Source organism: Aminobacter ciceronei (assembly GCF_014138625.1).
Lineage (GTDB): Bacteria > Pseudomonadota > Alphaproteobacteria > Rhizobiales > Rhizobiaceae > Aminobacter > Aminobacter ciceronei.
In genome coordinates, this window is record NZ_JACJHY010000001.1 from 325,280 (window position 1) to 348,513 (window position 23,234).

Annotated in this window: 27 protein-coding genes; 10 read left to right on the plus strand and 17 right to left on the minus strand. The window is 64.2% G+C overall.

Translation table 11 applies throughout. The features are described from left to right. Window positions 1–71 precede the first annotated feature (71 nt). The 6 genes from HNQ95_RS01510 to HNQ95_RS01535 form a co-directional block, all read right to left on the minus strand. Window positions 72–1,211 (minus strand): efflux RND transporter periplasmic adaptor subunit, encoded by a 1,140-nt coding sequence (locus HNQ95_RS01510; RefSeq protein ID WP_067959538.1) that lies wholly within the window; start codon window positions 1,209–1,211, stop codon window positions 72–74. Window positions 1,212–1,263: 52 nt separating this feature from the next. Beyond that, on the minus strand, window positions 1,264–1,872 hold the full coding sequence (locus HNQ95_RS01515; protein ID WP_067959534.1) for a TetR/AcrR family transcriptional regulator: 609 nt from the start codon (window positions 1,870–1,872) through the stop codon (window positions 1,264–1,266). A gap of 214 nt (window positions 1,873–2,086) precedes the next feature. Next, on the minus strand, window positions 2,087–3,820 hold the full coding sequence (locus tag HNQ95_RS01520; protein WP_154384787.1) for a cation:proton antiporter domain-containing protein: 1,734 nt from the start codon (window positions 3,818–3,820) through the stop codon (window positions 2,087–2,089). A gap of 222 nt (window positions 3,821–4,042) precedes the next feature. After that, window positions 4,043–4,570 (minus strand): GNAT family N-acetyltransferase, encoded by a 528-nt coding sequence (locus HNQ95_RS01525; protein WP_154384786.1) that lies wholly within the window; start codon window positions 4,568–4,570, stop codon window positions 4,043–4,045. Between the two features lie 6 nt (window positions 4,571–4,576). Further along, window positions 4,577–5,149, minus strand: coding sequence for a helix-turn-helix domain-containing protein (locus tag HNQ95_RS01530; protein ID WP_154384785.1), 573 nt, complete (start codon window positions 5,147–5,149; stop codon window positions 4,577–4,579). Window positions 5,150–5,181: 32 nt separating this feature from the next. Then, the gene (locus HNQ95_RS01535; protein ID WP_154384784.1) at window positions 5,182–5,790 is read right to left on the minus strand and encodes a TetR/AcrR family transcriptional regulator; all 609 of its coding nucleotides are present in this window, start codon (window positions 5,788–5,790) and stop codon (window positions 5,182–5,184) included. A gap of 138 nt (window positions 5,791–5,928) precedes the next feature. On the opposite strand from HNQ95_RS01535, the gene HNQ95_RS01540 reads away from it, so the two are divergent. After that, window positions 5,929–6,414, plus strand: coding sequence for a hypothetical protein (locus tag HNQ95_RS01540; RefSeq protein ID WP_154384783.1), 486 nt, complete (start codon window positions 5,929–5,931; stop codon window positions 6,412–6,414). 33 nt (window positions 6,415–6,447) lie between these two features. On the opposite strand, the gene HNQ95_RS01545 is transcribed toward HNQ95_RS01540, so the two are convergent. Continuing rightward, complete coding sequence (locus HNQ95_RS01545) at window positions 6,448–7,098, minus strand: class I SAM-dependent methyltransferase (RefSeq protein ID WP_246719218.1); 651 nt, start codon at window positions 7,096–7,098, stop codon at window positions 6,448–6,450. 204 nt (window positions 7,099–7,302) lie between these two features. Between HNQ95_RS01545 and HNQ95_RS01550 the strand changes: the two genes are divergently transcribed. Next, window positions 7,303–8,046 carry a polysaccharide deacetylase family protein gene (locus HNQ95_RS01550; protein ID WP_154384782.1) on the plus strand — a complete coding sequence of 248 codons (744 nt, stop codon included), beginning with the start codon at window positions 7,303–7,305 and terminating at the stop codon, window positions 8,044–8,046. Window positions 8,047–8,569: 523 nt separating this feature from the next. Here the strand turns inward: HNQ95_RS01550 and gfa are convergent. The 4 genes from gfa to HNQ95_RS01570 all read right to left on the minus strand — a co-directional run bounded on the left by gfa (window position 8,570) and on the right by HNQ95_RS01570 (window position 11,606). Continuing rightward, window positions 8,570–9,142 (minus strand): S-(hydroxymethyl)glutathione synthase, encoded by a 573-nt coding sequence (gene gfa, locus HNQ95_RS01555; RefSeq protein WP_154384781.1) that lies wholly within the window; start codon window positions 9,140–9,142, stop codon window positions 8,570–8,572. Between the two features lie 162 nt (window positions 9,143–9,304). Further along, complete coding sequence (locus HNQ95_RS01560; RefSeq protein ID WP_154384780.1) at window positions 9,305–9,949, minus strand: VOC family protein; 645 nt, start codon at window positions 9,947–9,949, stop codon at window positions 9,305–9,307. A gap of 197 nt (window positions 9,950–10,146) precedes the next feature. After that, a complete protein-coding gene (locus HNQ95_RS01565) occupies window positions 10,147–10,845 on the minus strand; it encodes an aspartate/glutamate racemase family protein (RefSeq protein ID WP_154384779.1) in 699 nt (232 codons plus the stop codon). A gap of 38 nt (window positions 10,846–10,883) precedes the next feature. Continuing rightward, complete coding sequence (locus HNQ95_RS01570; protein WP_182573315.1) at window positions 10,884–11,606, minus strand: TetR/AcrR family transcriptional regulator; 723 nt, start codon at window positions 11,604–11,606, stop codon at window positions 10,884–10,886. Window positions 11,607–11,714: 108 nt separating this feature from the next. Here HNQ95_RS01570 and HNQ95_RS01575 point away from each other — a divergent pair, with 108 nt between their 5' ends. Beyond that, window positions 11,715–12,953, plus strand: a complete 1,239-nt coding sequence (locus tag HNQ95_RS01575) for a glycosyltransferase (RefSeq protein ID WP_154384777.1) — start codon at window positions 11,715–11,717, stop codon at window positions 12,951–12,953. 355 nt (window positions 12,954–13,308) lie between these two features. Here HNQ95_RS01575 and HNQ95_RS01580 read toward each other — a convergent pair whose 3' ends face one another. Together HNQ95_RS01580 and HNQ95_RS01585 are read right to left on the minus strand one after the other, a co-directional pair. After that, window positions 13,309–13,884 (minus strand): hypothetical protein, encoded by a 576-nt coding sequence (locus HNQ95_RS01580; protein ID WP_182573316.1) that lies wholly within the window; start codon window positions 13,882–13,884, stop codon window positions 13,309–13,311. Window positions 13,885–13,980: 96 nt separating this feature from the next. Further along, window positions 13,981–14,895: a LysR substrate-binding domain-containing protein gene (locus tag HNQ95_RS01585; protein WP_154384774.1), complete on the minus strand. Its 915-nt coding sequence runs from the start codon at window positions 14,893–14,895 to the stop codon at window positions 13,981–13,983. A gap of 107 nt (window positions 14,896–15,002) precedes the next feature. Between HNQ95_RS01585 and HNQ95_RS01590 the strand changes: the two genes are divergently transcribed. The 3 genes from HNQ95_RS01590 to HNQ95_RS01600 all read left to right on the plus strand — a co-directional run bounded on the left by HNQ95_RS01590 (window position 15,003) and on the right by HNQ95_RS01600 (window position 17,820). Next, window positions 15,003–15,182 (plus strand): hypothetical protein, encoded by a 180-nt coding sequence (locus tag HNQ95_RS01590; protein WP_182573317.1) that lies wholly within the window; start codon window positions 15,003–15,005, stop codon window positions 15,180–15,182. Between the two features lie 76 nt (window positions 15,183–15,258). Next, on the plus strand, window positions 15,259–16,815 hold the full coding sequence (locus HNQ95_RS01595; RefSeq protein ID WP_154384773.1) for a serine hydrolase: 1,557 nt from the start codon (window positions 15,259–15,261) through the stop codon (window positions 16,813–16,815). 93 nt (window positions 16,816–16,908) lie between these two features. Continuing rightward, entirely contained in the window at window positions 16,909–17,820 is a 912-nt protein-coding gene (locus HNQ95_RS01600) for an agmatinase (RefSeq protein ID WP_154384772.1), read from the plus strand. A 231-nt stretch (window positions 17,821–18,051) separates the two neighbouring features. Here the strand turns inward: HNQ95_RS01600 and HNQ95_RS01605 are convergent, their stop codons facing one another. Then, complete coding sequence (locus tag HNQ95_RS01605) at window positions 18,052–18,486, minus strand: Kazal-type serine protease inhibitor domain-containing protein (RefSeq protein ID WP_067959479.1); 435 nt, start codon at window positions 18,484–18,486, stop codon at window positions 18,052–18,054. A gap of 433 nt (window positions 18,487–18,919) precedes the next feature. Between HNQ95_RS01605 and HNQ95_RS01610 the strand changes: the two genes are divergently transcribed. From HNQ95_RS01610 to HNQ95_RS01625, 4 genes are all read left to right on the plus strand, one after another. After that, entirely contained in the window at window positions 18,920–19,132 is a 213-nt protein-coding gene (locus HNQ95_RS01610) for a cold-shock protein (RefSeq protein ID WP_067959476.1), read from the plus strand. A 207-nt stretch (window positions 19,133–19,339) separates the two neighbouring features. Then, complete coding sequence (locus tag HNQ95_RS01615) at window positions 19,340–19,750, plus strand: hypothetical protein (protein WP_067959474.1); 411 nt, start codon at window positions 19,340–19,342, stop codon at window positions 19,748–19,750. A gap of 181 nt (window positions 19,751–19,931) precedes the next feature. Continuing rightward, entirely contained in the window at window positions 19,932–20,144 is a 213-nt protein-coding gene (locus tag HNQ95_RS01620) for a cold-shock protein (RefSeq protein ID WP_018428999.1), read from the plus strand. Window positions 20,145–20,349: 205 nt separating this feature from the next. After that, on the plus strand, window positions 20,350–20,790 hold the full coding sequence (locus HNQ95_RS01625) for a BA14K family protein (RefSeq protein ID WP_067959472.1): 441 nt from the start codon (window positions 20,350–20,352) through the stop codon (window positions 20,788–20,790). A gap of 185 nt (window positions 20,791–20,975) precedes the next feature. On the opposite strand, the gene HNQ95_RS01630 is transcribed toward HNQ95_RS01625, so the two are convergent. The 3 genes from HNQ95_RS01630 to HNQ95_RS01640 all read right to left on the minus strand — a co-directional run bounded on the left by HNQ95_RS01630 (window position 20,976) and on the right by HNQ95_RS01640 (window position 23,206). After that, window positions 20,976–21,617 carry an MBL fold metallo-hydrolase gene (locus tag HNQ95_RS01630; protein WP_067959467.1) on the minus strand — a complete coding sequence of 214 codons (642 nt, stop codon included), beginning with the start codon at window positions 21,615–21,617 and terminating at the stop codon, window positions 20,976–20,978. Window positions 21,618–21,870: 253 nt separating this feature from the next. After that, window positions 21,871–22,161, minus strand: coding sequence for a hypothetical protein (locus HNQ95_RS01635; protein ID WP_154384769.1), 291 nt, complete (start codon window positions 22,159–22,161; stop codon window positions 21,871–21,873). Between the two features lie 151 nt (window positions 22,162–22,312). Next, the gene (locus HNQ95_RS01640) at window positions 22,313–23,206 is read right to left on the minus strand and encodes a branched-chain amino acid aminotransferase (RefSeq protein ID WP_067959464.1); all 894 of its coding nucleotides are present in this window, start codon (window positions 23,204–23,206) and stop codon (window positions 22,313–22,315) included. Window positions 23,207–23,234: the final 28 nt, after the last annotated feature.

The window sequence follows — 23,234 nt, forward strand, 5'->3', positions numbered from 1 at the left end:
GGCACAGCAGATGCGCAGGTTCAAATGTGAATGGCGTTCGCGGCGGCCCTCGGCCGCCGCCTCATGCTGTCTTAGCGGACGGCCGCAGTGGCTTCGTTCGATGCCGCACGCTGCTCTGCTGTCGGCACCTTGACCCTCAGATTCTCGGCCATGAACTGCGTACCGGCCGCCACCACCAAGTCACCCGGCTTCAGGCCGTCGGCAACCTGGACGCCGGCGTCGGCGAAGCCCGCCACTTTGATGTCGCGGGCATGTACCTGTTCGCCATTGACCACCCAGACGATGTCCTTGTCGCCCTGCTTGGCGAGCGCGCTGAGCGGGATCGCGACGAACGCCTTGCCGTTCTCGACCGACGCCTCGATCGTCGCGCTCATGCCCAAAAGCACCCTGTTGTCGTCGGGCAGGCTGACGCGCACCGAAAACGTCCTGGATTGCGGGTCGGCGCTGCCAGCGACCTCGCGCACCTTGCCGTCGAGCACCAGCCCGGCGTCGGACCAGAAGCTCACCTTGACCGGCTTGCCCTGCTGGAACTGGGCAATCTCCAGCTCGGGCACGGCGATCTGCACTTCCTTGTCGCCATCGACGGCGACCGCGACGACAGGCGTTCCGGCCCCGACCACCTGACCGGTATCGGCGCTGACCGAGGTGACGATGCCGTTCTGGTCGGCGCGCAGCTCAGCATAACCGACCTGGTTTCTCGCCTGCTTCAGCGACGAGGCAGCAGCGTCGCGCTGCGACGACGCCTGCCTGTAGGCAAGTGCCGCCTGCTCGCGCTGCGCTTCGGAGGCGAACTTCTTGGCATAAAGCTGGGTCGCGCGTTCGTCGGCCAGGCGGGCCGTCTCGACCTGCTTTTCCGCCGCGTGCAGATTGGCTTCCGCCGTGCTGACACCCAGTTGGTAGTCGGTCGCGTCGATGCGAGCGAGCAGGTCTCCCGTCTTCACCTTGTCGCCGATATTGACCACCCGTTCGGTGATCTTGCCGGCGACGCGGAAGCCGAGATTCATCTCGGTGCGCGCCTTCACCGAGCCGGAATAGTCGAGCTCACGGGTCGTGCCCATGCTGGCGATCTCGACCACCTTGACCGGGCGGATCGCTTCGACCGTCTCGGTCTTGGCTTCGGAACAGGCGGAAAGGCCAACGCCAAGCAGCGACACCAGAGCCAGGCTGGCAAGAGGACGCAGGTTCGCATTGAAGGTCTTGAACGAAATCATCGTTCGCACTCCTGGTTGTCTATTGATCTGGATGTCGGCCCGAGGGCCCCGGCTATTTCTTCAGCGCCCTGAGAGCGTAATCAGTAAGTTCCTCGAACGTCGCCCGATTGGGCTTGTTGACGCACTGCGAGACCATCTGCGGATGGCACAAAGTAGCTGTTGCGGCACCGAAGCAGCGCGCGGCGATCCGCGGATCCTGCTCGGCAAATTCGCCGGCGGCGATGCCCTGGGCGATGACTTCAGCCATCAGATCATGCAGTCGGTCGATATGCTTTTCGATGACGTGCCAGTCGCGCTCCAACGCCACGATCACCATCTCATGCACTTTCTCCTGGTCGAGCATCGTCTCGACGGTCAGGTTGTGCTGGGCATAGATGAAACTGCGCAGGCGCTCGGTGGCACTGCCTTCGGCACGCAGGATCTGGCAGGCCATCTGATAGACGGCGCCGAGCATGCGGCCGCAGATCGCCTGGTGGATTTCCACCTTTGAGGCGAAGAAACGATAGATATTCGCCGGCGACATGCCGAGGTCGCGGGCGATGTCGGCGACATTGGTCTTGGTGTAGCCGTAGTGCCGGAACAGCCGCTCGGCTGAATCGAGAATGCGCCCGACAGTCTCCTGTCGCGCCAGATCCACGGGGCTTTCGGCTACATCGTTCATTTCGGGTCGCTCGATTTTACGACTGACGATTTTCGAATTTCGTCAGTCGTAAAACGTAATTCATCTCGCGTCAATCCACTGCACCGCAAAAAATGCAGCCTACTGACACGGCCTCGCGGCTGCCCCTTCGCCGCGAGCGACGGCCAGCGGGAGCGAAAAACGTTCTGACTTCGTCACTTACGCCGCCCAACTGAATCAATCTTCGAGCAGATGACTACTCCGCCCCGGCGCGCTGGTATTCGACGCTGCGCTCGGTCGCGATGCGGTCCTTCAGCACTTCATTGGAGTAGCCGAACTCCAGAAGCGCCCGTCCCGCCAGCTGCAAACCCGCCTCGACGGCGTCGGGAATAACGAATTCCGCGCCCGCCTCGTAGAGCTGGCGCGCATGGGCGGCATCCTGGGCCCGGGCGAGCACGGGCGCATCGCCGCGCATCTGCCGGACAGCATTGACCATCGCCGCCGCGTCCCTGGCGTCGTCGACGGTGACGATGAACAGGCTCGCGCCCGCGGCACCGGCATGGGCCAGGATTTCGGGGCGCGCGGCGTCACCGAGATAGATCTTACGGCCCGCCTTGCGCTCGCGCGCCACGATCTCGGGATTGCGCTCGAGCGCGACGATGTCGGTGTCCTCGGCATCGAGGATGCGGGCGATGGTGCGCCCGACCCGCCCGAAACCGGCGATGACGACATGCCCCCGGAGGTCAGGATAGGTCTCGGTCGAAACCTCCACCGGCTGCCTCGCATCGATCCGCGCGGCGATCCGCCGGCCGATCATCGCCACCAGCGGCGTCACCAGCATCGACAGACCGGCAATGCCCGTCACCAGCGTCGCCGTTGGCGCGTCCAGCACATTGGCTGCCGCCGCCGTCGTAACAACCACGAAAGCGAACTCGCTTGCCGGCGCGAGCAGGAAGCCGGTCTCCACAGCCCGTCCCCGCTCCAGCCCGAAGGCGCGGCAGGCAAAGGTAACGATGGCCGCCTTGACCACCAGCAGCGCCACCAGCCCGGCCAGCACGATCGGCAACTCGCTCCACACCATCGCAAGGTCGAGACCGATGCCGACAGTCATGAAGAACAGGCCGAGCAGCAGCCCCTTGAAGGGTTCGAGGTCGACCTCGGCCTGGTGCTTGAACTCGGTTTCGCCGAGCAGCAGCCCGGCCATGAAAGCGCCGAGAGCCAAGGACAGGCCGGCAGCCGCCGTGAACACCGCGCCGCCGACGATGACCAGCAGCGTCAGCCCCATCAGGAAATCGCGGCCGCCGGCGCGCGCCGCCAGTCGGAACGCGTCCTTGAGCACGAAGCGCCCGAACAGCAGGATGATGACGACGGCGATGCCGCCCTGGATCAGCGCCTCCAGCAGCGCCGGCAGCAGGTTGGCGTCAGGCCCCTGCCCGAGAAAGCCGATGAGGATCAGGATCGGCGCCACCAGCATGTCCTGGAACAGCAGCACCGCGAGCGCCGCCCGCCCCACGGGACCGGCGACGCGCTTCTGCTCGGTCAGCGTCTGCATGACGATAGCCGTCGACGACAGCGCCAGGGCAAGACCGATCGCCAGTGCGACGCGGCTTTCGGCTCCGAACCACGCAGCAATGGCGGTGATGCCGGCAACGCTCGCAAGCGCCTGCAGCCCGCCCGCGCCGACCACCAGGCGCCGGAGCGACCACAGCTTCTCGAAGGACAGTTCGAGCCCGAGCAAAAACAGCAGGAACAGCACGCCGAGTTCGGCAAACGGCTTCGCCGCCTCGGGATCGGCAAAGGTGAAATGGCTGAGCACCGGCCAGCTTTCGGCCAGCGCGCCCATGCCGAACGGCCCAAGCGCCAGGCCGGCAAGCAGGAAGCCGAGCACGCTCGGAATGCACGCCACCCGCATCAGCGGCACCAGCACACCCGCCGCAAACAGGAACACCAGCGCATCATTGAGCCAGATGTTGTGAAGGTCCTCGCCCATATGCGTCCCCGGCGGATCGGCTTGCGTGCCGAGACCGACTCAACGTCAGTCTCGCCGATCATTTATGCCCTCGGGAACGAGGGATGCGAAGAAAGAATATGGCAGCCAGGGATTTAGCCGTATTTCCGGAATCGGTTTCCGAGCCCGCGCCTACCGGACCTTTCGACCCGCGCCGTCAGAAGCCTGCCTATTCCGGCAGCATCAGGCCCTCCGGATTCCTTGCTACAGCAGCTTGTACATCACAGTCGTCGCATCAAGCCGGTCGCTACCGAAGGGATCGCGGGCATAGGCAGGGATTGTTCCCACCATCTGGTAGCCCAGGGCCGTGTAGAGCGGCTCCGCACTGTCGCCGGTGCGCGTGTCGAGCGTCAGCAGGCTGCGCCCCAATTCCCGCGCCCGCCCCTCCACTTCCCGCATCAGCAACCGCGCGATGCCCTGGCGGCGGAGGTCGGGATGCACCATCAGCTTGTTGACGTCGGCGCGGTGCGGCTGGTTGGGCATGGTATCGCAGCCCAGTTGCACGGTGCCGGCGATGCGCCCGTCCTTGTGCGCCACCAGCATGATGCGCATCCCGGCGCCCACGCCCGGCAGCACCTTGTCGCGCCAGAACGCCTCGGCCTCGCTCTGGGCGTATGGCAAAACGAAGCCGATGCTTGCCCCGTCATGCACACAGGCATGCAGCAGCGCGCCGAGCTCGCCGAGATGATGCGAAATGTCCTCGGCCGAAAATGTCGAAATGGCCACGCTCATGAAACCTCACACGACAAACAGAAAATACCTGGCGCCCGTCTCCGCCGGTGTGGCGAAGGCGCTCGGACCGAACAGCTGGTATCTCAGGCAGTCGCCGGGCCTGAGCTCATGCGCCCGGCCGTCGACAGTCACCGTGAGCTGCCCCTCGACCAGCACCAGATGATGCTCGAGCCCCGGCCGCGGCGGCGCGTCATAGGTGATCGTGACGGCCGCATCGAGAGTGCATTCCAGCGCCTCGCCGGCCAGCATCTGCGCCGGCGGCGAGATCGAGCGGCGGCGAAAACCGACCTCCGGGTCCGACCAAACCGTTTGCGCCTCACGCCGCACGAGCGGCGCGAACTCGCCTTCCACCATGTGCATCAGCCGCGACATTGTCAGCCCGTAAGCAGCGCAGAGCTTGCCGAGCACGCTCGCCGTCGGGCTGACCTCGGCGTTTTCCAGCCGCGACAGGGTTGCCCGGCTGACAGTGCTGCGCCGCGCCAGCTCATCCAGCGGCCAACCGCGCCCGGCCCGGAGCGAGCGCAGCCGCTGGGCAATGCGCCGGTCAATGCCAGTCTCATCAGCGAGAGAACATTCCATATATGAGAAATATTCCCATAATAGAGAAGGAGTCAAGCACCGGAAAGCGACTTTACCACCCGTTCGTCCGCACCGATGAACGGCGTGGCGACATCGGCTGGCAGTCCGCGCAAGAGCAACTGCCGGAATAGCGCGTCGGCCTCGGCGGGTGCCATGGCAGGTCGGTGTTCCCGCCACCAGCGCAAGGTCGTGTTGAAGGTCGCCACCATGTGCTGGATCACCAGTTCGCGCGGCAGCCCGCCGGCGGGGCCGGCACCCATCGTCTGGCGCAGCACATCGGCCAGCACCTTGTCCACCGCCTCGCGCAGCACGGCCCCGCCATGGCCGCCGGCCAGAGCGGCCTGGACGTCGGCATATTCGCCGACATGCTCGAACAGCGCCCGCGCTGGATCCCAGCCGCCCTCGACGCCGTCCAGTGCCCCCTGACGGACCCCGACGAGCAGGTCACGCAGCCTCTCCAGGCTGCGCTGCAACAGGTCGTCCTTCGAGGTGAAATGGGCATAGAAGGTCGAGCGCCCGACATTGGCTTCGTCGAGAATGTCATCGACGGTGATCGCTTCATAATCCTTGGCGCGGATCAGCGCCACCAGCGCGTCATAGAGTGCCGTGCGCGTGCGGACCACCCGCCGGTCGATGGCCATTTTAGTCTCCGATTTTCCGGACGTTCCCAGCCAGCGGTCCGTTTCCGGACTTTGGCCCACCCACTGTCCGGCAATTTCCGAACACCGTGTCCGGTATCGTGATAGCCGATGCGCCTTTCGTCAACAGGAGACAATTCCATGACAGCCGCTTCGACGCCCGCCATCTCGGTCAACACCCATCTGCGCGTCGCCGCGAGCGCCTTGCTGCTGCTCGCGCTGACCTCGCTGCACCACGCTTATGGCGCCGTAATCTTTGGCACGCCCTGGCGCCTGCATGTCCTGCTTTTCGTCGCGCCTGCGGCAATCATCATCGCTGCCCTGCTGTATGCTGGTTGGTTTGCCAACACGGAGCGCTCTGCACGCCTGCTCACCTGGGCGGCGGCAGCCGTCGTTTTCGTCGTCCCCATCGTGCTGGTCGGTTATGTCGAGGGCGGCTACAATCATGTCTTCAAGAACATCGTCTATTTCGGCTTCGGCAAAGCGGCCTTCCACGCCATCTTCCCGACCCCGCCCTACGAAATGCCCAAGGACCTGTTCTTCGAGATTTCAGGTCTCGCCCAATTTCCGCTCTCGGTGCTGACCACGGTCCTGACGATCCGCATGCTCAGGAGCTTCGGCAAATGACCCTGCATCCTGACTGTCGAATCGGCTGCGACCTCAGCCGAACGAAAACACCGCACTCGGCTTAGTCGTGGCCGCTTGGCCGGTGCCGACATCAGCCACCGCATGTTCGGCAACCAGTCGAAGCCGTGCATGCGGAAGGTGGGCCCGGCCGGGGTCACCGACGAGCGCCTCGATGCCTGCGTCGACGCAGCGGTCGAGAAAGGCGGTCACCCGCGCACCCAGTTCGGCGTCGTAGAACAGGTCGCCGACCGCAACGATATCCACCTCGGGCACCCGGCCGCCGGTCACATCACCGCTGATGGCAATGATGTCGACACCGTTCAGCGCCGCATTGAGCCCGATCGCGGCCACGCCATTGCGGTCCACCTCGGCCGCGAGCACGGAACTTGCCCCCGCCATACCAGCGGCGATGCCGACCAACCCCGAACCGGCGCCAAGGTCGAGCACGCGCCGCCCCCTCACTGTCTCGGGTCGCTCCAGAAAATGTCGCGCCAGAACCAGCCCGCCGGCCCATTGATAGGCCCAGTAGGGCGGCGGCGCATCGTCGCCGGCGTCATCGGACGCGAGCCGCCACAGCCCGCTGCCCGGATGCGCGGAATAGAGCCTGATTTCGGGAACCGAAGGCACCGCCACGACATGCATGTTCGCGACGATGAAATCGGCGATGTCAGGCTGCTGCGTCATGCCCTGATGGTTCAATGTCCGGCCCCGGCAAACTTGCCGCGACATCTAGCACGCAGCCGGCCACCGCACCGCTGAATTCAGTAGGTCCAGACCCCACCTTTGCACGCCCTGTAATCACAGGGTACCGATGGCGCCGGTGAGAGGTTGCGAGTCACAGGCAGAACGATGCTGAAAGCAGCAGGCAAAAGGCATGGCGCTCCGGGCATGACCATCCTCTGGTTGTTGGCCGCCCTTGTCCTGGCCTGCTCGCCGGTACAGGCGGCGGACCGCACCATCTATCTCACCTTCGACGACGGCCCGCTCGACGGCACCGGCAACATCCTCGATGTGCTGCAGGCGGAAAACGTGCCCGCCACCATGTTCATGGTCGGCTTGCACGCCAAGTCCAGTCCGGAGAGCAAGGCGCTTGTCGCCCGCGCCAAAAGCATGCCCCTGGTCACCTTGGGCAACCACAGCTACAGCCACGCCTTCAACCGGTACCGCAAGTTCTATGCCGACACCGAAGGTGTCGTCGCCGACATGGTGCGGGCCAATGCGGCCCTCGGGTTGGACGTGCCGACCCATGCCCGGCTCCCCGGCCGCAACGTCTTTCGCCTGCCCAACATCTCGACCAACGACCTTTCGATCGACCGCATCGAGATCGGCATCGAGGAACCGGACTACGAGTTCGTCGCCGCCACCGGCTTCTGGCTCTATGGTTGGGATCACGAATGGGTCCATGACGGCACCGGCAAGCCGGTGCAAAGCGTCACCAGGCTCGTCAGCGAGATCGACCACATGTTCACAGGCAAGGTCCGCTTCGTCAGGCCGAACAGGCTGATCCTGTTGATGCATGACGAGATCCAGGACACCTTCAACGGCACCGCCAATCTCACCGCCCTCATCCAGGGGCTCAGGCAGCGCGGCTACAGCTTCGGGCACATCCCCGATTACGACCCGTTGAACTAGCGCAATCACAGGAAAACTGTGCAGCGCTTCTCCGTCCGGAATTGCGCAAGAACAGGAAGACGGGGAGATTTCCGCGGTTCGACGAAAAGCGGAAACGCTCCCGCGCCGGGCAGAAGCCGGAAGAGGCTGGAAATCGAAGGCTCCCGCCCCGCGACGGGAATGAAAATCAGGCCATCTTTGCCAGGATCTTGTTCATGTCCGCGGCATCGAACGCCTTGAGCGTCTGTGTCTTGACTCACTGCATCTGTTTCCGGATCCGGCTGGCCGGCAACATGAGAAATGACGCGCAGGCGTGTTCAGATACGCATCCGCTTTCTGCCGAGACATCAATCCCGGCGCTCCACTTCACCCAATGGTTCTCGAACGCTTTGCATTGCCCCAGGTGCTTCAGTACGACGAGATGAAGCCATACCGTCCGCAAGCGCTCTGCAATCACGAACTGGTTCGGGAGCTCTACTTGCCGAGCTAAAGACAGCATTGGCGAGAAGTGCGGCACGGATCCGTGCCGCCCTGGCGCAACGGCTCAGGCCTTGAGCACACCGGACTTCTTCGCCGTCCAGGTGGCGATGTAGTCCATCAGACCAGGCGACAGGCAGTCATAGGGCTCGAGCCCGAGTTCCCTCAGCCGGCCGCGCACGCCGTCCATTTCGGAGGGGTCGACCCCCGCCTCGATGATCGACGACACGAAGGCGGCGAAGCCCGGTTCGGCCCAGCCCGCTTCCTGGAAGCGCTCGGGATGGATGAAGGCGAGGCCCTTGAAGGCATGGTCGCGCTCCACCGGGCCATACATGTGCACACCGCAGCCCTTGCAGGCGTGGCGCTGGATCAGTGCCGACGGATCGACGACGGCGAGCTTGTCGCCATTCTCCAGCACTGTCACATTCTCATGCGCAGTAACCGCCACGACCGAGAACCTAGCCCCTTCCGGCTTCCAGCACTTGGTGCAGCCGCAGGCATGGTTGTGGGCAATCTGCCCTTTGATCGCCACCTTGACCGGTTTGTCGGCGCAGGCGCAGACGAGCGTGCCGCCGGTAAAGGCGGCACTGCCGGGTTTGACCCCGCCGTCGAGCACCGGATGTATCGAAACTGAAGCCATATCCTGTTCCTCCCTGTTCTGGCGTCCGCACGGACACCAACAAAAGTTTTGCGGCAAAGAACTCTAAGAGGCTGGTCCCATACGATACATGTCGCGGCGGCATTTGTGCATATCCGCCGTTCAGATTGCCGTGATTTGGGGCGATCGGCCCGGTTGGCCCGCCTAATCCGCGGGGCCGGCAAACAGGATCAGATTGCCGTCGGGATCGAGCACGATGAAGTTCCTGGCGCCCCACGGTTCCTTGCGCAGCGTCTGGTGAAAGACCACGCCCGCCGCCTGGAAGTCGAGGAACAACTGCTTGATCTCGCTGGCCGTATCGACGGTGATCGAGGCGGATAGCAGGTGCTCGCGTTGGCGGATGTCACCTGCAAACACCGGCTCACACACCAGCCTGAGCGCCAGTTGCGCCCTGTCCCTGACAACCTGCCCGTAGAAAGGCGGCTCGCCATAGACGAAGTCGACCGAAAAGCCGAGTTTGCCGGTAAAGAAATCGCATGATGCCGTGATATCGGCGACGAACAGCTGCGCTGCGGTCGCGGTCAGGCTTGGACGTGTGGTCCGCGTTTTTTGGTCATTCATCACAGGGGCTTCTGATTTGAGCGCCTGCCAGCTTTCAAAACCTTGCTGTCGTGCGACAAGCTCCTGCGCATCGGCGAGCTTGAAGGCAGCCTGCATCACCTCGCTGTCGTCGAGATGCTGGAAGCGCGGCAACGCCGCCCTGATCTCGGCGGCGACGGGATGATAGCCTTCGCGATACCAGCGCAGATATTGCTTGGCCTGCTTCTTGAGGTTTTCGAGGTTCGGCATGGGCGCAACTGTTGGACTTGGTCTGACAGTAGGCGGGCATTGCCCTTTCGGCCTTCGCCGATGCGCCCTACGCAGCCCTGAAATCCTGCCCCGGCTGGCGCGCCTTTGTCAATTGCCATGCAGGACGGGCCTCGGCGCGCAGCCTCACCCGTCGCTTCGGGCGAGAAGAAGCGCGCCGGCCGTTACTCGACCAGACTTCAGCCCAGCGCCCGCTCCACCATCGCTTCGGCGTGGATGCCAGTGGTGTCGAACAAAGGCACGGCGCTGTCTTCCGACCCGACCAGCAGCATGATCTCGGTGCAGCCGAGGATCACGGCCTCTGCCCCGCGCGCGACGAGCCGCGCGATCACCTCGCGATAGGCCTGGCGCGAGCGTGCCTCGACGCGACCCTGCACCAGCTCGTCATAGATGATGCGATGCACCACCGCCCGGTCCTCGGCCTCAGGCACCAGCACCTCGAGTCCATGTAGCTCGGCAAGCCTGCCCTTGTAGAAGTCCTGCTCCATGGTGAAGGCAGTGCCTAGGAGACCAACGCGGCCAAGTCCTGCGGCGCGGATGCGTTCGGCGGTCGGGTCGGCGATGTGCAACAGCGGAATGCCGATTGCCGCCTGCACCTCTGACGCCATGCGATGCATGGTGTTGGAGCAGATGACGACAAAGTCGGCCCCGCCGCGCTCCAGCCGTCGCGCGGCGCCGATCATCTCCAGCGTCGCCTCCTGCCAACGGTCGCTGCTCTGCAACGCCTCGATCTCGGCGAAGTCGAACGACCACATCAGCATGCGAGCCGAATGCAGCCCGCCCAGCCGTGCGCGTACCTGCTCGTTGATGATCCGGTAGTATTCGGCCGAGCTTTCCCAGCTCAACCCGCCGATAAGACCAATAACCTTCTGTGGCATATCCCAGGCTCCTGGGTGACGAATCCCAACCCCAAGCACTAGCCTGCGGCAACGGTCGCGCCAAGCGGGTTCCGGTTCGGCCTGGCTGCCGCCATCGCCGCGACGAACCCCGGCTCCACGAACCGTGCCGTGCCGTCCGGCAGGCCGAGAATGCGGTCGACGGCCAATCCCTGCTCGGCCAGTCGGCGCTCGAAGGCGGCGATCGCCTGGCTCAAGGCATCGGCGCCTTCGGCCGCGAGCAGGTCGGCCACGGCGCCATGAGTTACCGCGCCGAGCAGCAGCACCAGTTCGGCCGAGATCAGAGGATCGTTGCTTGCCATGCTGCCTTCGCGCCGGCCCTTTTCGATGATGCGCGCCAGCGCGGGCGCCATCACGGCCATCACCGTTCGGTGCATGCGGTGGTAGAGCACGATATTTTCAGGCAAGAAGATGCTGGCGAAGGTGGCAATCGCCTCGGCCGCCCTGTCGGTGTCGCGGCCGCGGCGCAAGAAGGCGTTGAGTTGCTCGACTGCGCTCATGGCAGGCGTTGCCAGAATCGCCTCGAGTTCGGCCCGGGCGCGCTCAGCGGCCTGACGTGCCAACGCCTCCAGCAACGCGTCCTTCGAAGGGAAGTAGTAATAGAACGCACCCTTCGACAGCCCGACGTCGCCAATGATGTCGTCGACCGATGCCGCCTCATAGCCGCGCGCGCCGAACAGCCGAGCCGCCGCCGCAAGCAGTTCCGCCCGTCTTACTTCAGGATGCCTGACAATCCGGGGCATCTCACCTCTACTCACCGCCTATGCCGCATGCTCCCACCTTATCGCCTCTTGCTAGTGACCGCCAGTCAGTATAACTGACTACTGGTCAGTCCGCACAGGGGAGCCGCCATGCGCATCGCCATCCAGACGCTTGGCACGCGGGGTGACGTCCAGCCCTATGTTGCATTGGCTCGCGGCCTCTTGCGGCGTGGCCACGAGGTCCAACTCGCGGCGCCCGAGCAGTTCGAATCGATGGTCACCCGCCACGGCATCGACTTCTGGCCTTTGCCGGGGGAGTTCCTGGCGTTGCTGGACACGCCTGAGGGCAAGGCGGCGATTGCTGGAAGTCGGGGATTCGGCGCCGGGCTGAAGCTGCTCAAGCATGTCCGCCCACTGATGCGCCGCCTGCTCGATGCCGAATGGGCGGCAATCGGCCGTTTCGGTCCCGATGTCATCATTCATCACCCCAAGTCGATCGCCTCTCCAGACATTGCCGCGCGACTAGGCCGACCGGCGGTTCTCGCCTCGCCACTGCCCGGCTTCACGCCGACGGCCGCGTTTCCAAGCCCGCTCCTGCCTTTCGCCAACCTGGGCCCGCTCAACCGCCTCAGCCATCTGCTGGCAACGCGCGGCCCGGGTCTGCTGTTTCGGAAGGAACTCGCGCGTTGGCGCGCGCAGTCGCTCGGCATGCCGTCCGGCCATCGGCCCGGCGCGCCGACTGTCACGCTCTACGCTTACAGTCCGGCCGTCGTCCCCAGGCCGACCGATTGGGGCGGCGATGTCCTTGTCACCGGATACTGGTTTCTCGACGAGGACGACTGGCGGTTGCCGACCGATCTCAGGGCATTCCTTGCCGCTGGCGACAAGCCCATCTATGTCGGCTTCGGCAGCATGCCCGGTCTCGCCCCCGGCAAGCTGGCGGCCGATGTCATCGAGGCGTTGGCCCGCACCGGCAAGCGCGGCGTTCTGGCGCTCGGCGGCGGCGCTCTCGAGGTGCCCTCACCCCCGGCGCATGTCCATGTCATGACCGCGGCGCCGCATGACCGGCTGCTGCCTCAGATGAGCGCAGCCTTGCACCACGGTGGTGCCGGCACAACCGCTGCTTCGCTACGCGCCGGATTGCCAACGATCATCTGCCCGTTTTTCGGCGACCAGCCATTCTGGAGCCGCCGCGTCGCTGACCTCGGCGCGGGGCCCGCCCCACTGGACCGGGAATCGCTGACCGTTGCGGCGCTCGCAGCAGCATTCACCGCCACAGATGCACCTGGTATGCGCCAGACGGCGACTGCAATGGGCCAGGCGATCGGCGCCGAGCATGGCCTCGATATGGCGATGAAGGCCATCGAAGCCCTCGTCCCGCGCGCCTAAACGCAGAGCCCAAAGTCCGGCATCGATTTTCGGAGGCAACGCGCAGATTCTACAACCTCGTTTCCGGGCCCAGCGTCCGCTGCCCTGCAGCGCCTCGATCTCGGCGAAATCGAACGACCACATCAGCATGCGAGCCGAATGCAGCCCGCCACGTAGTGTGCGCACCCGCTCATTGATGATGCGGTAATATTCCGCCGAGCTCTCCCAGCTCAAATCCGCCGATCAGACCAATGACCTTCTGAGCCATTTCGCCCCTGCCTCTGCTCGCTCGACCGCAATTTCCAACCCGGCCGGTCTATCGCGCCATCGCCGTAGGGGACAAGCGCGCCGGGACGACTACCGGGATGATCATGCGTCAGTGCAATCCGCCGTGGCAATTGAAGCGTTGCCGGGCCATCTTCACGATGTAGCCGGCATCGGTATCGCCAGCTTCCAGCTCAAGGCCGAAAGGATCTCCGAGCTCATCTCTGATGCCCAGAATGTCGACGAGTGTGCCACGCGCTGACAGCTGATCCTGATCAGACGGGTTGCAGAATATTGCAACGAGCTCGCAGCCCAACTCATCGTCGCGGAAGTCTTTGAAGTAGTCCTTGGCGAGATGGATCGCCGACATACGGCTGTTCATCCAACCCAGATCGGTCGGAGACATGATCAGCTTCCGTAGAAGCGGACGGTAACGATCTACGAGACCCAGGTAGCGGACCAATGCCTTGAGTGCTGTTTCGCCATGGACGTCACATTCCGGACCGCGAAGATAGGGCTCGATCAACAAGGCATCGTCGGCGGCTCCGCAAAGTCCGACGACATACAAGGCTGAATTGATGTCACCCCGATGCGCTCGAAGGATGCCGCGCGCATAATCCAGCTCAAGCGGGCTGACGGTGCCCGCTTTCACCCCTTGCGCCCGTTTTCGAATATCGCCGATGTTCACAGTAGCCTCACACATTGACGTTCGCGGATTTTTGCCGGCGCCTCGAAACGGCGCAAGAAATGGTAGCCAGGAGTTTGATGTCCGCAGCGTCTCTCCCTAACACTGCCCGCCTCTGCCCAGTGTCCGTCCGACCTCGGCCAGGATCCACTCGCGAAAGACCTTGATCTTGGGCACGTTGCGGCGCTCCTCGGGATAGACCAGCCAGAAGCCGGAGCCGTCGGAGCCGACATGCTCGAAGGGCTGGATCAGCGTGCCATTGGCAAGTTCTTCGCGGTAGAAGGTCGGCGTCAGCATCGCCACGCCATGGCCGGCGATGGCGGCGATCGCCTCATAGGCCTGCGAGCCCATCTTCGGTGCCGGGCGCTGCGGCAGCATGTCGGCGGGCAGGCCGGCACCCACGAACCACTCGCCCCACCACAGGTCGCCGGGGTCGATCTGCGGCAGCCTGAGCAGGTCGGCCGGCTCCTTGACCCCGCCGATCGTCGCGGCGAGCTTCGGGCTCAGCATCGGCGCGAAGTCGGTCGGCACGATCAGATGCCCAGCCAGCCCGGGCGGCAAATTCCCGTCGTCCCTGCGGATGACGACATCGACCTGCTCGGTCCTGAAGTCGGTGTTGCGGGTCGTCGTCTCGAGCCGCACCGCAAGATCCGGCTGCACCATCTGGAACGCGCCGAGGTGCCGCGCCAGCCAGCTCGCGGCGAATGTCGGCAGCGTCGAGACGACCAGCACACCGCGCGCCCCGCCGCGGGTTTCGCCCCACGCCTCGCCCAGCATCTCGAAAGCGGCACTGACTTTCGGCGCCAGCGCCCGACCTGCTTCGGTCAGTTCGGTCTGCTTGGGCCGTCTCAAAAACAGCGGTGTGCCGGCACGCTCCTCCAGGAGCTTGATCTGGTAGCTCACCGCCGCTTGCGTCGTACCAAGCTCTTCCGCAGCCCGGGTGAAGTTGCCGAGCCGCGCCGCCGCTTCGAAGGCACGGATCGCCGTCAGCGGCGGCAGCTGAACAATCGCCATAAGTTTTCCTTATGCACTCATCCTTACGTTCAGTTGGATTCATAGCAAAAACAGGAGGAAAGAGGAGGCACTTCCTCAAAAGAATTTAACTATTGAAAGCCAAGTCCATGACCCACCTCACCCTGGCCGCCACCCTAGGCCCGCTCCAGACATGGCTGACGCAGCTCGCAACGAGCAGCCGCCATGGCCGTCGCCGCGCCGGGTTCGATCCGCGCGAGCTGTCGCTCCACCTTGGCAGGGACCTAGGCTTTCGCGACGGCCGCGACCCGGCCGGCACGATCAGGTAGCCGTTCCAGCTCTTGGCTTCCTCAATGGCAGGCTGTAGCCTCGAAGGCAGGCCATAAAGCAGGGGGGTGCCGGCGCATGCTGCTGTCCGCAAGGTCGTTCGTCCGCCGTCTGGCGTGGCTCCTCCCCGCCCTTGCCCTTGCACCGACGCCCTCATCCGCTCAGACCGCGACGACCGAGCAAGTTACCGCCGCGCTGGCGCAGCTGGAGCAGTTGGCCGAAGCAGCCATTTCAGACGGCAGCGTGCCGGCGCTCGCCATCGGCGTCGTCCACGACGACAAGGTTGTCTTCCTCAAGGGTTTTGGGCTGCGCGAGGCCGGCAAGCCGGAAAAGGTCGACGCCGACACGGTGTTCCAGATCGCGTCGATGTCCAAGCCGATCTCGGCGACGGTCGTGGCAGCACTGGTCGGCGATGGCACCGTTTCCTGGGATGCGAAGATATCTGATCTCGACCCCGCCTTCCGCCTCAATGACCCTTACCCGACAAGCCAGCTCACCGTTCGCGACCTGTTTTCCCATCGCAGCGGACTTCCCGGCACCGCCGGCGACGATCTCGAGGAAATCGGCTACGAGCGCGCCGAAATCCTGAGACGGCTCCGGTTCGTATCGCCTTCGTCGAGCTTCCGCGCCGGCTATTCCTACAGCAATTTCGGCCTGACCGAGGGCGCGGTCGCCGCAGTCATCCCGACGGGCAAGGCCTGGGAGGACATCGCCGAGGAAAAGCTCTACCGTCCACTCGGCATGACTTCGACAAGCTCCCGCCATGCCGATTTCGTCGGTCGCGCCAACCGCGCCGCGCTCCACGTCAAGGCCGACGGTGGCTGGGCCGCCAGGGTCGAGCGGCAGCCGGACGCACAGGCGCCGGCCGGCGGCGTCAGCTCCACGGTGCGCGACCTCGCCCAGTGGCTTCGGCTCGAACTGGCCAACGGCAGCCATGACGGCAAGCAGCTCATCGCAGCCGCAGCACTCGACCAGACACATATCCCGCTGATGACGCGCGGCAAAAACCCGGTCAGCGGCGGCCAGTCCTTCTACGGCCTCGGCTGGAATGTCGAGTTCGGCCGCCATGGCCTGAGCTGGGGCCACGCCGGCGCCTTCAGCGTCGGCGCTCGCAGCCTCGTCACCTTGTTCCCTGAACGGCAGCTCGGCATCGTCATTCTCGCCAACGCTTTCCCGACCGGCGTGCCCGAGGGCCTGTCGGACAGCTTCGCCGACCTCGTCTTCGACGGCAAAGTCGGCAAGGATTGGCTGAAGGACTGGAATGCGATCTATGCCGGCATGTTTGGCCCCGCCGTCGCGGCCGCCCAGGCGACCTACGCCACCTCACCCTCGCCTGCCACGCCGGCACTTCCAGCCACCGCCTATGCCGGCCGCTACGCCAACGATTTCGTCGGCGAGGCCGTCGTCGCGGCAGCCGGAGACGGTCTCGTTCTCAAGCTTGGCCCGGACGGTGCCAGATCCTATCCGCTCAGCCATTTCGACCGCGACATGTTCCTGAGCTTTCCCTCGCCCGAACTCCCCGACATGCCGTCGGCGGTCAGCTTCGTGATCGGCTCCGACGGCACGGCGTCGACAATCACCATTGAGGCGCTCGACGGCAACGGTCTCGGCACGCTGCGACGCACCCGGGAGTAAACCAGTCGAATCTGTCGCGCCACACCTCCAGCGTTTGCGGGCGCAGCCTAGACTTCACCGCAACCGCACCCACGCCATTGAGACCAGATCGACATGACCGCATCGCTCCGCTTCCTCGGCCTTCCCGATCGCCTCGCTGATGGCGGCACGCCCCGTGCGGTGATCTTCTCCGCCGGTCATGGCACCACCTATCCCGGCAAGGACAGCAGCGGATATGCCTTGGCCGCCGACGCCATCCGCGCTGCCAGCCAGGACGACGCCACGCTCGTCGAACACTGGGATTTTGACCTCGGCGGCCCGCTGTTCGACGGCAAGCCTGTCTGCTGCATCGACGCCGGCGACATCGCGACCATCATGCACGACAATGCGGCCAACCGCGCCCGCATCGAAGCCAGGACGCGCGAGATCCTGGCACTTGGCGCTGTGCCGATATTGCTCGGCGGTGACGATTCCGTGCCGATCCCCTTCCTGGCCGGCTTTGCCGATCACGGCCCGGTCTGGGTTCTGCAGATCGATGCCCATATCGACTGGCGCGACGAGGTGCTCGGCGAACGCAACGGCTATTCGAACCCGATGCGCCGGGCCAGCGAGATGCCGCATGTCGCAGGCATGGTCCAGGTCGGCATGCGCAGCGTCGGCAGCGCCCGGCTCGCCGAGATCGAGGCGGCTCGGCGCTACGGCAGCCGCTTCGTCACCGCCCGCGAGCTTCATGCCCATGGCGTCGAGGCAGCACTCCGACACATACCTGAAGGCGCGCGAGTCGTCGTCACCCTCGATTGCGACGGTCTCGATCCAAGCATCATGCCGGGGGTCGCCGCACGAACGCCCGGCGGCCTCACCTACACGCAGGCGATCGATCTGATATCAGGCCTCGGCAAGCGTGCGCGGATCGCAGGCTTCGACCTTGTCGAGTTTTATCCGCCCGCAGACATCGACGGCCTGACGGCCGAGACCGCGTCTCGCCTGATCGTCAATGCGATCGCCGCGATCGTCCGGCAGCGCTGAACCAGGCTGTGCGGGCAACCGGCCTCATGAGCCGGTCTGGGCTCCTACACAGCATTGCCGAACAGCCGCGTGGGCGATGTTCGCGCGCAAGGCGATGACATGAAGCGTCAAGCATCGCCATGTCGGCGACGATTGCCGCATCCGCAAGGTTATGTGTTCGTCGGTTGGCGACTGATGCCCCGCGAAGATAACTCCCGGCATGGGCTGCCGGGAGACACCAGCTCGATACGCTCAGCAGGGGCCCTGGTCGTCGATGACGCGATAGCCCGAGGAATCGGCTTCACAGGCGTTCGGGAAGGTCCGGAGCGTGTCACCGCGGCGGCCGCAAACAGGGCGATACTCCCTGGTACAGAACTGGTCTCCCCGGCCACCGCCGCCACCACCGCCCCAGCCATCGTCACCGCCACCACGGCATTCGCCGCCACGGATAATGCGGTAGCCGGCGGCCTCCGCCATGCAGGAATTGGCGAAGGTCTGACGGTCGCCGCCACGGCGCGCGCAGACCGGGTCATACTCGCGGGTGCAGAATTGCGGGCCCGGATCGGGGCGCGGCGGGCGCGGGCCGGGACCCGGGCCGTCCTCGACGACCACGCAAGAGGCCAGCATCAGCGACAGCAACGAGGCGACAGTTGCTTTTCGCGCAAAGGTCTTTGCCGAAAAAACCATGAAAACAGCTCCCTCTCATCCCCGCCCGTGCGGGAAATGTTCCAGCCCCTGCCCCGATCCTGGCGATTCTGTCAACGAATGCAATCGGGATCGGCGAAACTGGCGCCAACAGGCGCGGCAATCTGGCCAATGGCGCCTTTAGAAATGTCGTATATTTATGCGACGCTGCGAAGTGCCTACCGCCCTTGCCGCGACATCTTGCAACCTACGCGTTTCCATGCAATATCAGTTTCAGTTCGGGCGTTTGCTGACCCGGAGACTGGAACGTTTTGCACGACCCTTTCCCCGATACTGTGAATCTCTGACGACCCCGTGACTCGGCGGGGGGTTTAATCGTGCGCAAATGCATGACCGCCAAGCAAACCACCGACGTGCCGCCGACGCCAGGCGGTCGGCATGTCCAGACCACTGAACGGGTGAAGGAGTTCTCCCAATGACCCAGACCGGTACCGTAAAGTTCTTCAACGCAACCAAAGGCTTCGGCTTCATCACGCCGGATGGCGGCGCGAAGGACGTGTTCGTCCATATCTCCGCTATCGAGGCTTCGGGCCTGCGCACGCTCGTCGACGGCCAGAAGGTCAGCTTCGACGTCGAGCCCGACCGTATGGGCAAGGGTCCTAAGGCGGTCAACCTCCGCGCCGGCTAAGCCGCGTAAGGTTTTTTGCTTTGAAGAGGGGCGCGGTGGATCACCATCGCGCCCTTCTTCTTTGGTGGGTGGCTCCGCAATTATCCGTCGCCAAATCAACGAGATAGTCTCTGCGTCCAGCCGGCGCCACTCTGGCGAGCCACAGCCAACCGTGACATAGTCTTGCCGCGGAGGCAGTATCTGCTTCCCACGCAGAGGAGGCAGACCATGAAGTTGCTGAAGTCTCTGGGCGCAATGCTCCTGGCCGCAGGGCTAGGATATGGCGGGCCGGTCGAGGCGATGCCGGCGGGTAATGCGCCGCAGGCCGATGGCGGGTTGGTGATCCAGGTCCGTGGTTGCCACGGCGACCCGCAGCGCCATTTTGTTCCTCAGTTCGGCCGTACCGAGTGGCATGTCCACCGCCGCCCCGACTGCCGGCCGATCCGGGTCCGCCCGCCGGTCCAGGTGCGCGACTGCCATCGTGAGGTTCGCCGCCACTTCCTGCCGCGTTACGGCAACGTGCCCCACCGCCATGTCGGCCCCAATTGCCGCGTGCGTGTCTATTCGAGGTTCGATCCGCTGCGTCCGCGGCCACCCTCCTGCATCCAGATCGGCCCGATCCGCTACTGCGAATACTAAGCCGCGAAACGCGTTGCATTTGGCCACTTGGGCCCGGTAATTGCCGGGCCTGAGCAGCCTTAGGACAGGTATCGGCAGGCAAAACTTTTGCTTGCCGATGACCCAAAAATGAACGACAAATTTCCACTTCGGGCATTTGCCGGCCCGAAGACTGGAATTGATGGGATCAGAGGAGTTTCCCATGCCGCAGACCGGCACCGTCAAGTTCTTCAATCATGCCAAAGGCTTCGGCTTCATCACGCCGGACGACGGAGCGAAGGATGTCTTCGTTCATATTTCGGCCGTGCAGGCGTCGGGTCTTCCCGGTCTTGAGGATGGGCAGAAGGTTTCTTTCGACACCGAGCCGGACAAGCGCGGCAAGGGTCCGAAGGCCGTCAATCTGACCGTCGGCTGAGAACCTTCAAGGAGGCCGGAGTTCGTGCTCCGGCCAAGCATGCTGCTGTATTCGCCGCAACGCATATTGGCGTTTGTCGGCGGTAGTTTCTTTGACCCATTGCACCTGAAGATCCGTTCAGGCTGCGTTCAGGCGGGCTCCCCTAGACATAGTGTCGACGCTAAATTCTGGCCTTGATACGGGCCGGACGGCGAAGGAGACCGACATGAACCGTATTTTCAAGACCCTCGTCCTTTCGGCGGCAGTTGCCGCTACCACGTTGACCGCCCTGCCCGCGGCCGAGGCCGGCGAGCGCTGGCGCCGTCACAACCGCCACGACAACACCGGCGCGATCGTCGCTGCGGGTGCGCTCGGCCTCATCGCGGGCGCCGTGATTGCTGGCAACGCCAACCGTTCGCAGCCGGTCTATGACGACTATTACGACTACGAGCCGCAGCCGCGCCGTGTCTACCGCCAGGATTATGGCCAGGACTACTATCGCCCCGCCCCGGTGCAGCGCCGTGTGGTCTATCGCGAGAGCTACGCGATCGAGCCGTGGACGCCCGAATGGTACAGCTACTGTTCGGACCGCTACCGCAGCTTCAAGCCGCGCAGCGGCACCTTCACCGGCTATGACGGCGTCGAGCGCTTCTGCGAAGCCAACTGACCGAAGCCACGGGCATGGACTGTGGCGGCCCTCCCTGCCCGGCCGCGGCAGCCAAAATGACAAAACGGCGCCAGCCTTGCGGTTGGCGCCGTTTTTTATGTGAGGTAGTCCGTTGGGCGAAAGGCTGCTGCGGAGCAGACCGACAGCGGCCGCCTCAGATCAGGCAGACGGCCTGATCGATCCAATCAAACCAGATAGGGATTGCTGCGGCGTTCGTCGCCGAAGCGGCTGCCCGGGCCGTGGCCACAGATGAAGCCGATCTCGTCGCCGAGCGGCAGGAGTTTCTCCTTGATCGACCGGATCAAGGTGGCGTGGTCGCCGCCATAGAGGTCGGTGCGGCCGACAGAGCCCTGGAACAGCACGTCGCCGACATGAGCGAATTTCGCGTCACGGTTGTAGAAGACAACGTGGCCGGGCGCGTGGCCGGGGCAATGCAGCACCTCGAAAACATGAGTTCCGAAGGACACGGTTTCGCCCTCGGTGAGGAACCGGTCAGGCACGCAATTGCGCACCGAACCGTCCATGCCGAATTTCTGGGCCTGGGTCACCAGATTGTCGAGCAGCGGCTTGTCGGCCTCGTGCGGGCCGATGATGTCGACGCCGAGCGTATCTTTCAGCTCCATCGCGCCACCGGCATGGTCGATATGGCCGTGGGTCAGCCAGATCGCCGTGATCGTGATGCCGTTTTGCTTGAGCACCGACAGGATGGTGTCGACATCGCCGCCCGGATCGACAACGACGCCGGTCTTGTCGTCGGTATCGAACAGGATCGTGCAGTTCTGCTGGAAGGGCGTAACCGGGACGATCCCGGCATTGAGCTGTCCCATGGCGGGTCCTTTCCTTGGAGCGCCGTGCGTCCGAATGGACGCACAAAGGACGCTCCAACTGTGTGAATCTGCGCATCGTGCTTTCCGAAGATCGACACCGATTTTCGGGCCGATGCGCCAAGTTCGCCCCGACATAAGGACTGACGCGCGCTTCGTCCATGCCCATTCTGGTGGGCGGCAGGCAGCGCCGCTGATCCAGAAAATGAAAGGGGCGGCCGTAGCCGCCCAATCCGAATTCCAATCTGTAGCGGGATTATTTCTTCATGGCACCCATGATCGCGCCGACGATGGCCGTCACGATGGCGCCGCCGCCGGCACCACCAACCACATCGCCGAGAATGCCGCTGAGTGCACCTGCCGTTGCCGGATCAGCCGCGCCGCCGAGAAGGCTGCCGAGGATCTGTCCGCCCGCGAGACCGCCGACGCCACCGGCGAGCAATTTCGTCACCTGCCCCATCGCCGCCGTCTTGATCGCCGCGCCGACGGCCTGTCCACCGATAACGCCGGTTACAATTTGTATGATGATAGGAAGAAGCGATTCCATAACAATTCCCTCCAAATTGCATGCCGGCCCTCAGTATGCCGACAGCAACATCAGACCCCGAAATCGGGGAATGTCAAATTGGACGAGGAAGACGCAAAAAGGGCGGTCCGAAAACCGCCCTTCTTCAAGGTCAATTAATTGATTCTGCTTGTTATTCAGCAGCAATCGCGTGCTTGGGCTGAACCGCCGCAGAATAGTCGTTCATCAGCGTCTTGGCGATTTCGCCGACCTCGAATCGGTACTGCCCGATCTCCGAAACCGGCGTCACTTCAGCCGCCGTGCCGGTCAGGAAGCATTGTTCGAAGCCTTCCAGTTCCTCCGGCATGATCACCCGCTCGACCACTTCGAGGCCGCGATCCTTGGCGAGGCCAATGACAGTGCGGCGCGTGATGCCATCGAGGAAGCAGTCCGGCTTCGGTGTATGCACCTTGCCGTCCTTGACGAAGAAGATGTTGGCGCCCGTGGCCTCGGCGACCTGGCCGCGCCAGTCGAGCATCATCGCATCGGCATAACCCTTGGCCTCGGCCGCATGCTTGGACAGCGTGCAGATCATGTAGAGGCCGGCAGCCTTGGACTTCGACGGTGCCGTACGCGGGTCGGGGCGGCGCCACTCGGCGATGTCGAGGCGGATGCCTTTCAGCTTCTGCGCCGGGTCGAAATAGCTCGGCCACTGCCAGATCGCGACGGCGACATTGATGCGGTTCTTATGGGCGGCGACGCCCATTTCCTCGCTGCCACGCCAGGCGATCGGGCGCACATAGGCGTCCTTGAAGCCCTGCTTCTTCAAGAGCTCGCGGCAGGCATCGTCGATCACCTCGACCGAATAGGGAATGGTGAAGCCCAGGATGCGGGCGGACTCGTGCAGGCGCTCGGTGTGCTCGGTCAGCTTGAAAATCTCGCCGCCATAGGCGCGCTCACCCTCGAACACCGCGCTTGCATAGTGCAGACCATGGGTTAGTACGTGAATCTTGGCGTCGGCCCATTGGACGAACTCGCCGTTCATCCAGATGAATCCATCGAGCTTGTCGAAAGGAACGGATGCCATGGTAAACCTTCCCGCAGGCGGGAGCCTG

Coding starts and splice junctions, on each gene's coding strand:
- HNQ95_RS01510 (WP_067959538.1), bottom strand. CDS start 1,211: ATGATTTCGTTCAAGACCTTCAATGCGAACCTGCGTCCTCTTGCCAGC.
- HNQ95_RS01515 (WP_067959534.1), bottom strand. CDS start 1,872: ATGAACGATGTAGCCGAAAGCCCCGTGGATCTGGCGCGACAGGAGACT.
- HNQ95_RS01520 (WP_154384787.1), bottom strand. CDS start 3,820: ATGGGCGAGGACCTTCACAACATCTGGCTCAATGATGCGCTGGTGTTC.
- HNQ95_RS01525 (WP_154384786.1), bottom strand. CDS start 4,570: ATGAGCGTGGCCATTTCGACATTTTCGGCCGAGGACATTTCGCATCAT.
- HNQ95_RS01530 (WP_154384785.1), bottom strand. CDS start 5,149: ATGGAATGTTCTCTCGCTGATGAGACTGGCATTGACCGGCGCATTGCC.
- HNQ95_RS01535 (WP_154384784.1), bottom strand. CDS start 5,790: ATGGCCATCGACCGGCGGGTGGTCCGCACGCGCACGGCACTCTATGAC.
- HNQ95_RS01540 (WP_154384783.1), top strand. CDS start 5,929: ATGACAGCCGCTTCGACGCCCGCCATCTCGGTCAACACCCATCTGCGC.
- HNQ95_RS01545 (WP_246719218.1), bottom strand. CDS start 7,098: ATGACGCAGCAGCCTGACATCGCCGATTTCATCGTCGCGAACATGCAT.
- HNQ95_RS01550 (WP_154384782.1), top strand. CDS start 7,303: ATGACCATCCTCTGGTTGTTGGCCGCCCTTGTCCTGGCCTGCTCGCCG.
- gfa (WP_154384781.1), bottom strand. CDS start 9,142: ATGGCTTCAGTTTCGATACATCCGGTGCTCGACGGCGGGGTCAAACCC.
- HNQ95_RS01560 (WP_154384780.1), bottom strand. CDS start 9,949: ATGCCGAACCTCGAAAACCTCAAGAAGCAGGCCAAGCAATATCTGCGC.
- HNQ95_RS01565 (WP_154384779.1), bottom strand. CDS start 10,845: ATGCCACAGAAGGTTATTGGTCTTATCGGCGGGTTGAGCTGGGAAAGC.
- HNQ95_RS01570 (WP_182573315.1), bottom strand. CDS start 11,606: ATGCCCCGGATTGTCAGGCATCCTGAAGTAAGACGGGCGGAACTGCTT.
- HNQ95_RS01575 (WP_154384777.1), top strand. CDS start 11,715: ATGCGCATCGCCATCCAGACGCTTGGCACGCGGGGTGACGTCCAGCCC.
- HNQ95_RS01585 (WP_154384774.1), bottom strand. CDS start 14,895: ATGGCGATTGTTCAGCTGCCGCCGCTGACGGCGATCCGTGCCTTCGAA.
- HNQ95_RS01590 (WP_182573317.1), top strand. CDS start 15,003: ATGACCCACCTCACCCTGGCCGCCACCCTAGGCCCGCTCCAGACATGG.
- HNQ95_RS01595 (WP_154384773.1), top strand. CDS start 15,259: ATGCTGCTGTCCGCAAGGTCGTTCGTCCGCCGTCTGGCGTGGCTCCTC.
- HNQ95_RS01600 (WP_154384772.1), top strand. CDS start 16,909: ATGACCGCATCGCTCCGCTTCCTCGGCCTTCCCGATCGCCTCGCTGAT.
- HNQ95_RS01605 (WP_067959479.1), bottom strand. CDS start 18,486: ATGGTTTTTTCGGCAAAGACCTTTGCGCGAAAAGCAACTGTCGCCTCG.
- HNQ95_RS01610 (WP_067959476.1), top strand. CDS start 18,920: ATGACCCAGACCGGTACCGTAAAGTTCTTCAACGCAACCAAAGGCTTC.
- HNQ95_RS01615 (WP_067959474.1), top strand. CDS start 19,340: ATGAAGTTGCTGAAGTCTCTGGGCGCAATGCTCCTGGCCGCAGGGCTA.
- HNQ95_RS01620 (WP_018428999.1), top strand. CDS start 19,932: ATGCCGCAGACCGGCACCGTCAAGTTCTTCAATCATGCCAAAGGCTTC.
- HNQ95_RS01625 (WP_067959472.1), top strand. CDS start 20,350: ATGAACCGTATTTTCAAGACCCTCGTCCTTTCGGCGGCAGTTGCCGCT.
- HNQ95_RS01630 (WP_067959467.1), bottom strand. CDS start 21,617: ATGGGACAGCTCAATGCCGGGATCGTCCCGGTTACGCCCTTCCAGCAG.
- HNQ95_RS01635 (WP_154384769.1), bottom strand. CDS start 22,161: ATGGAATCGCTTCTTCCTATCATCATACAAATTGTAACCGGCGTTATC.
- HNQ95_RS01640 (WP_067959464.1), bottom strand. CDS start 23,206: ATGGCATCCGTTCCTTTCGACAAGCTCGATGGATTCATCTGGATGAAC.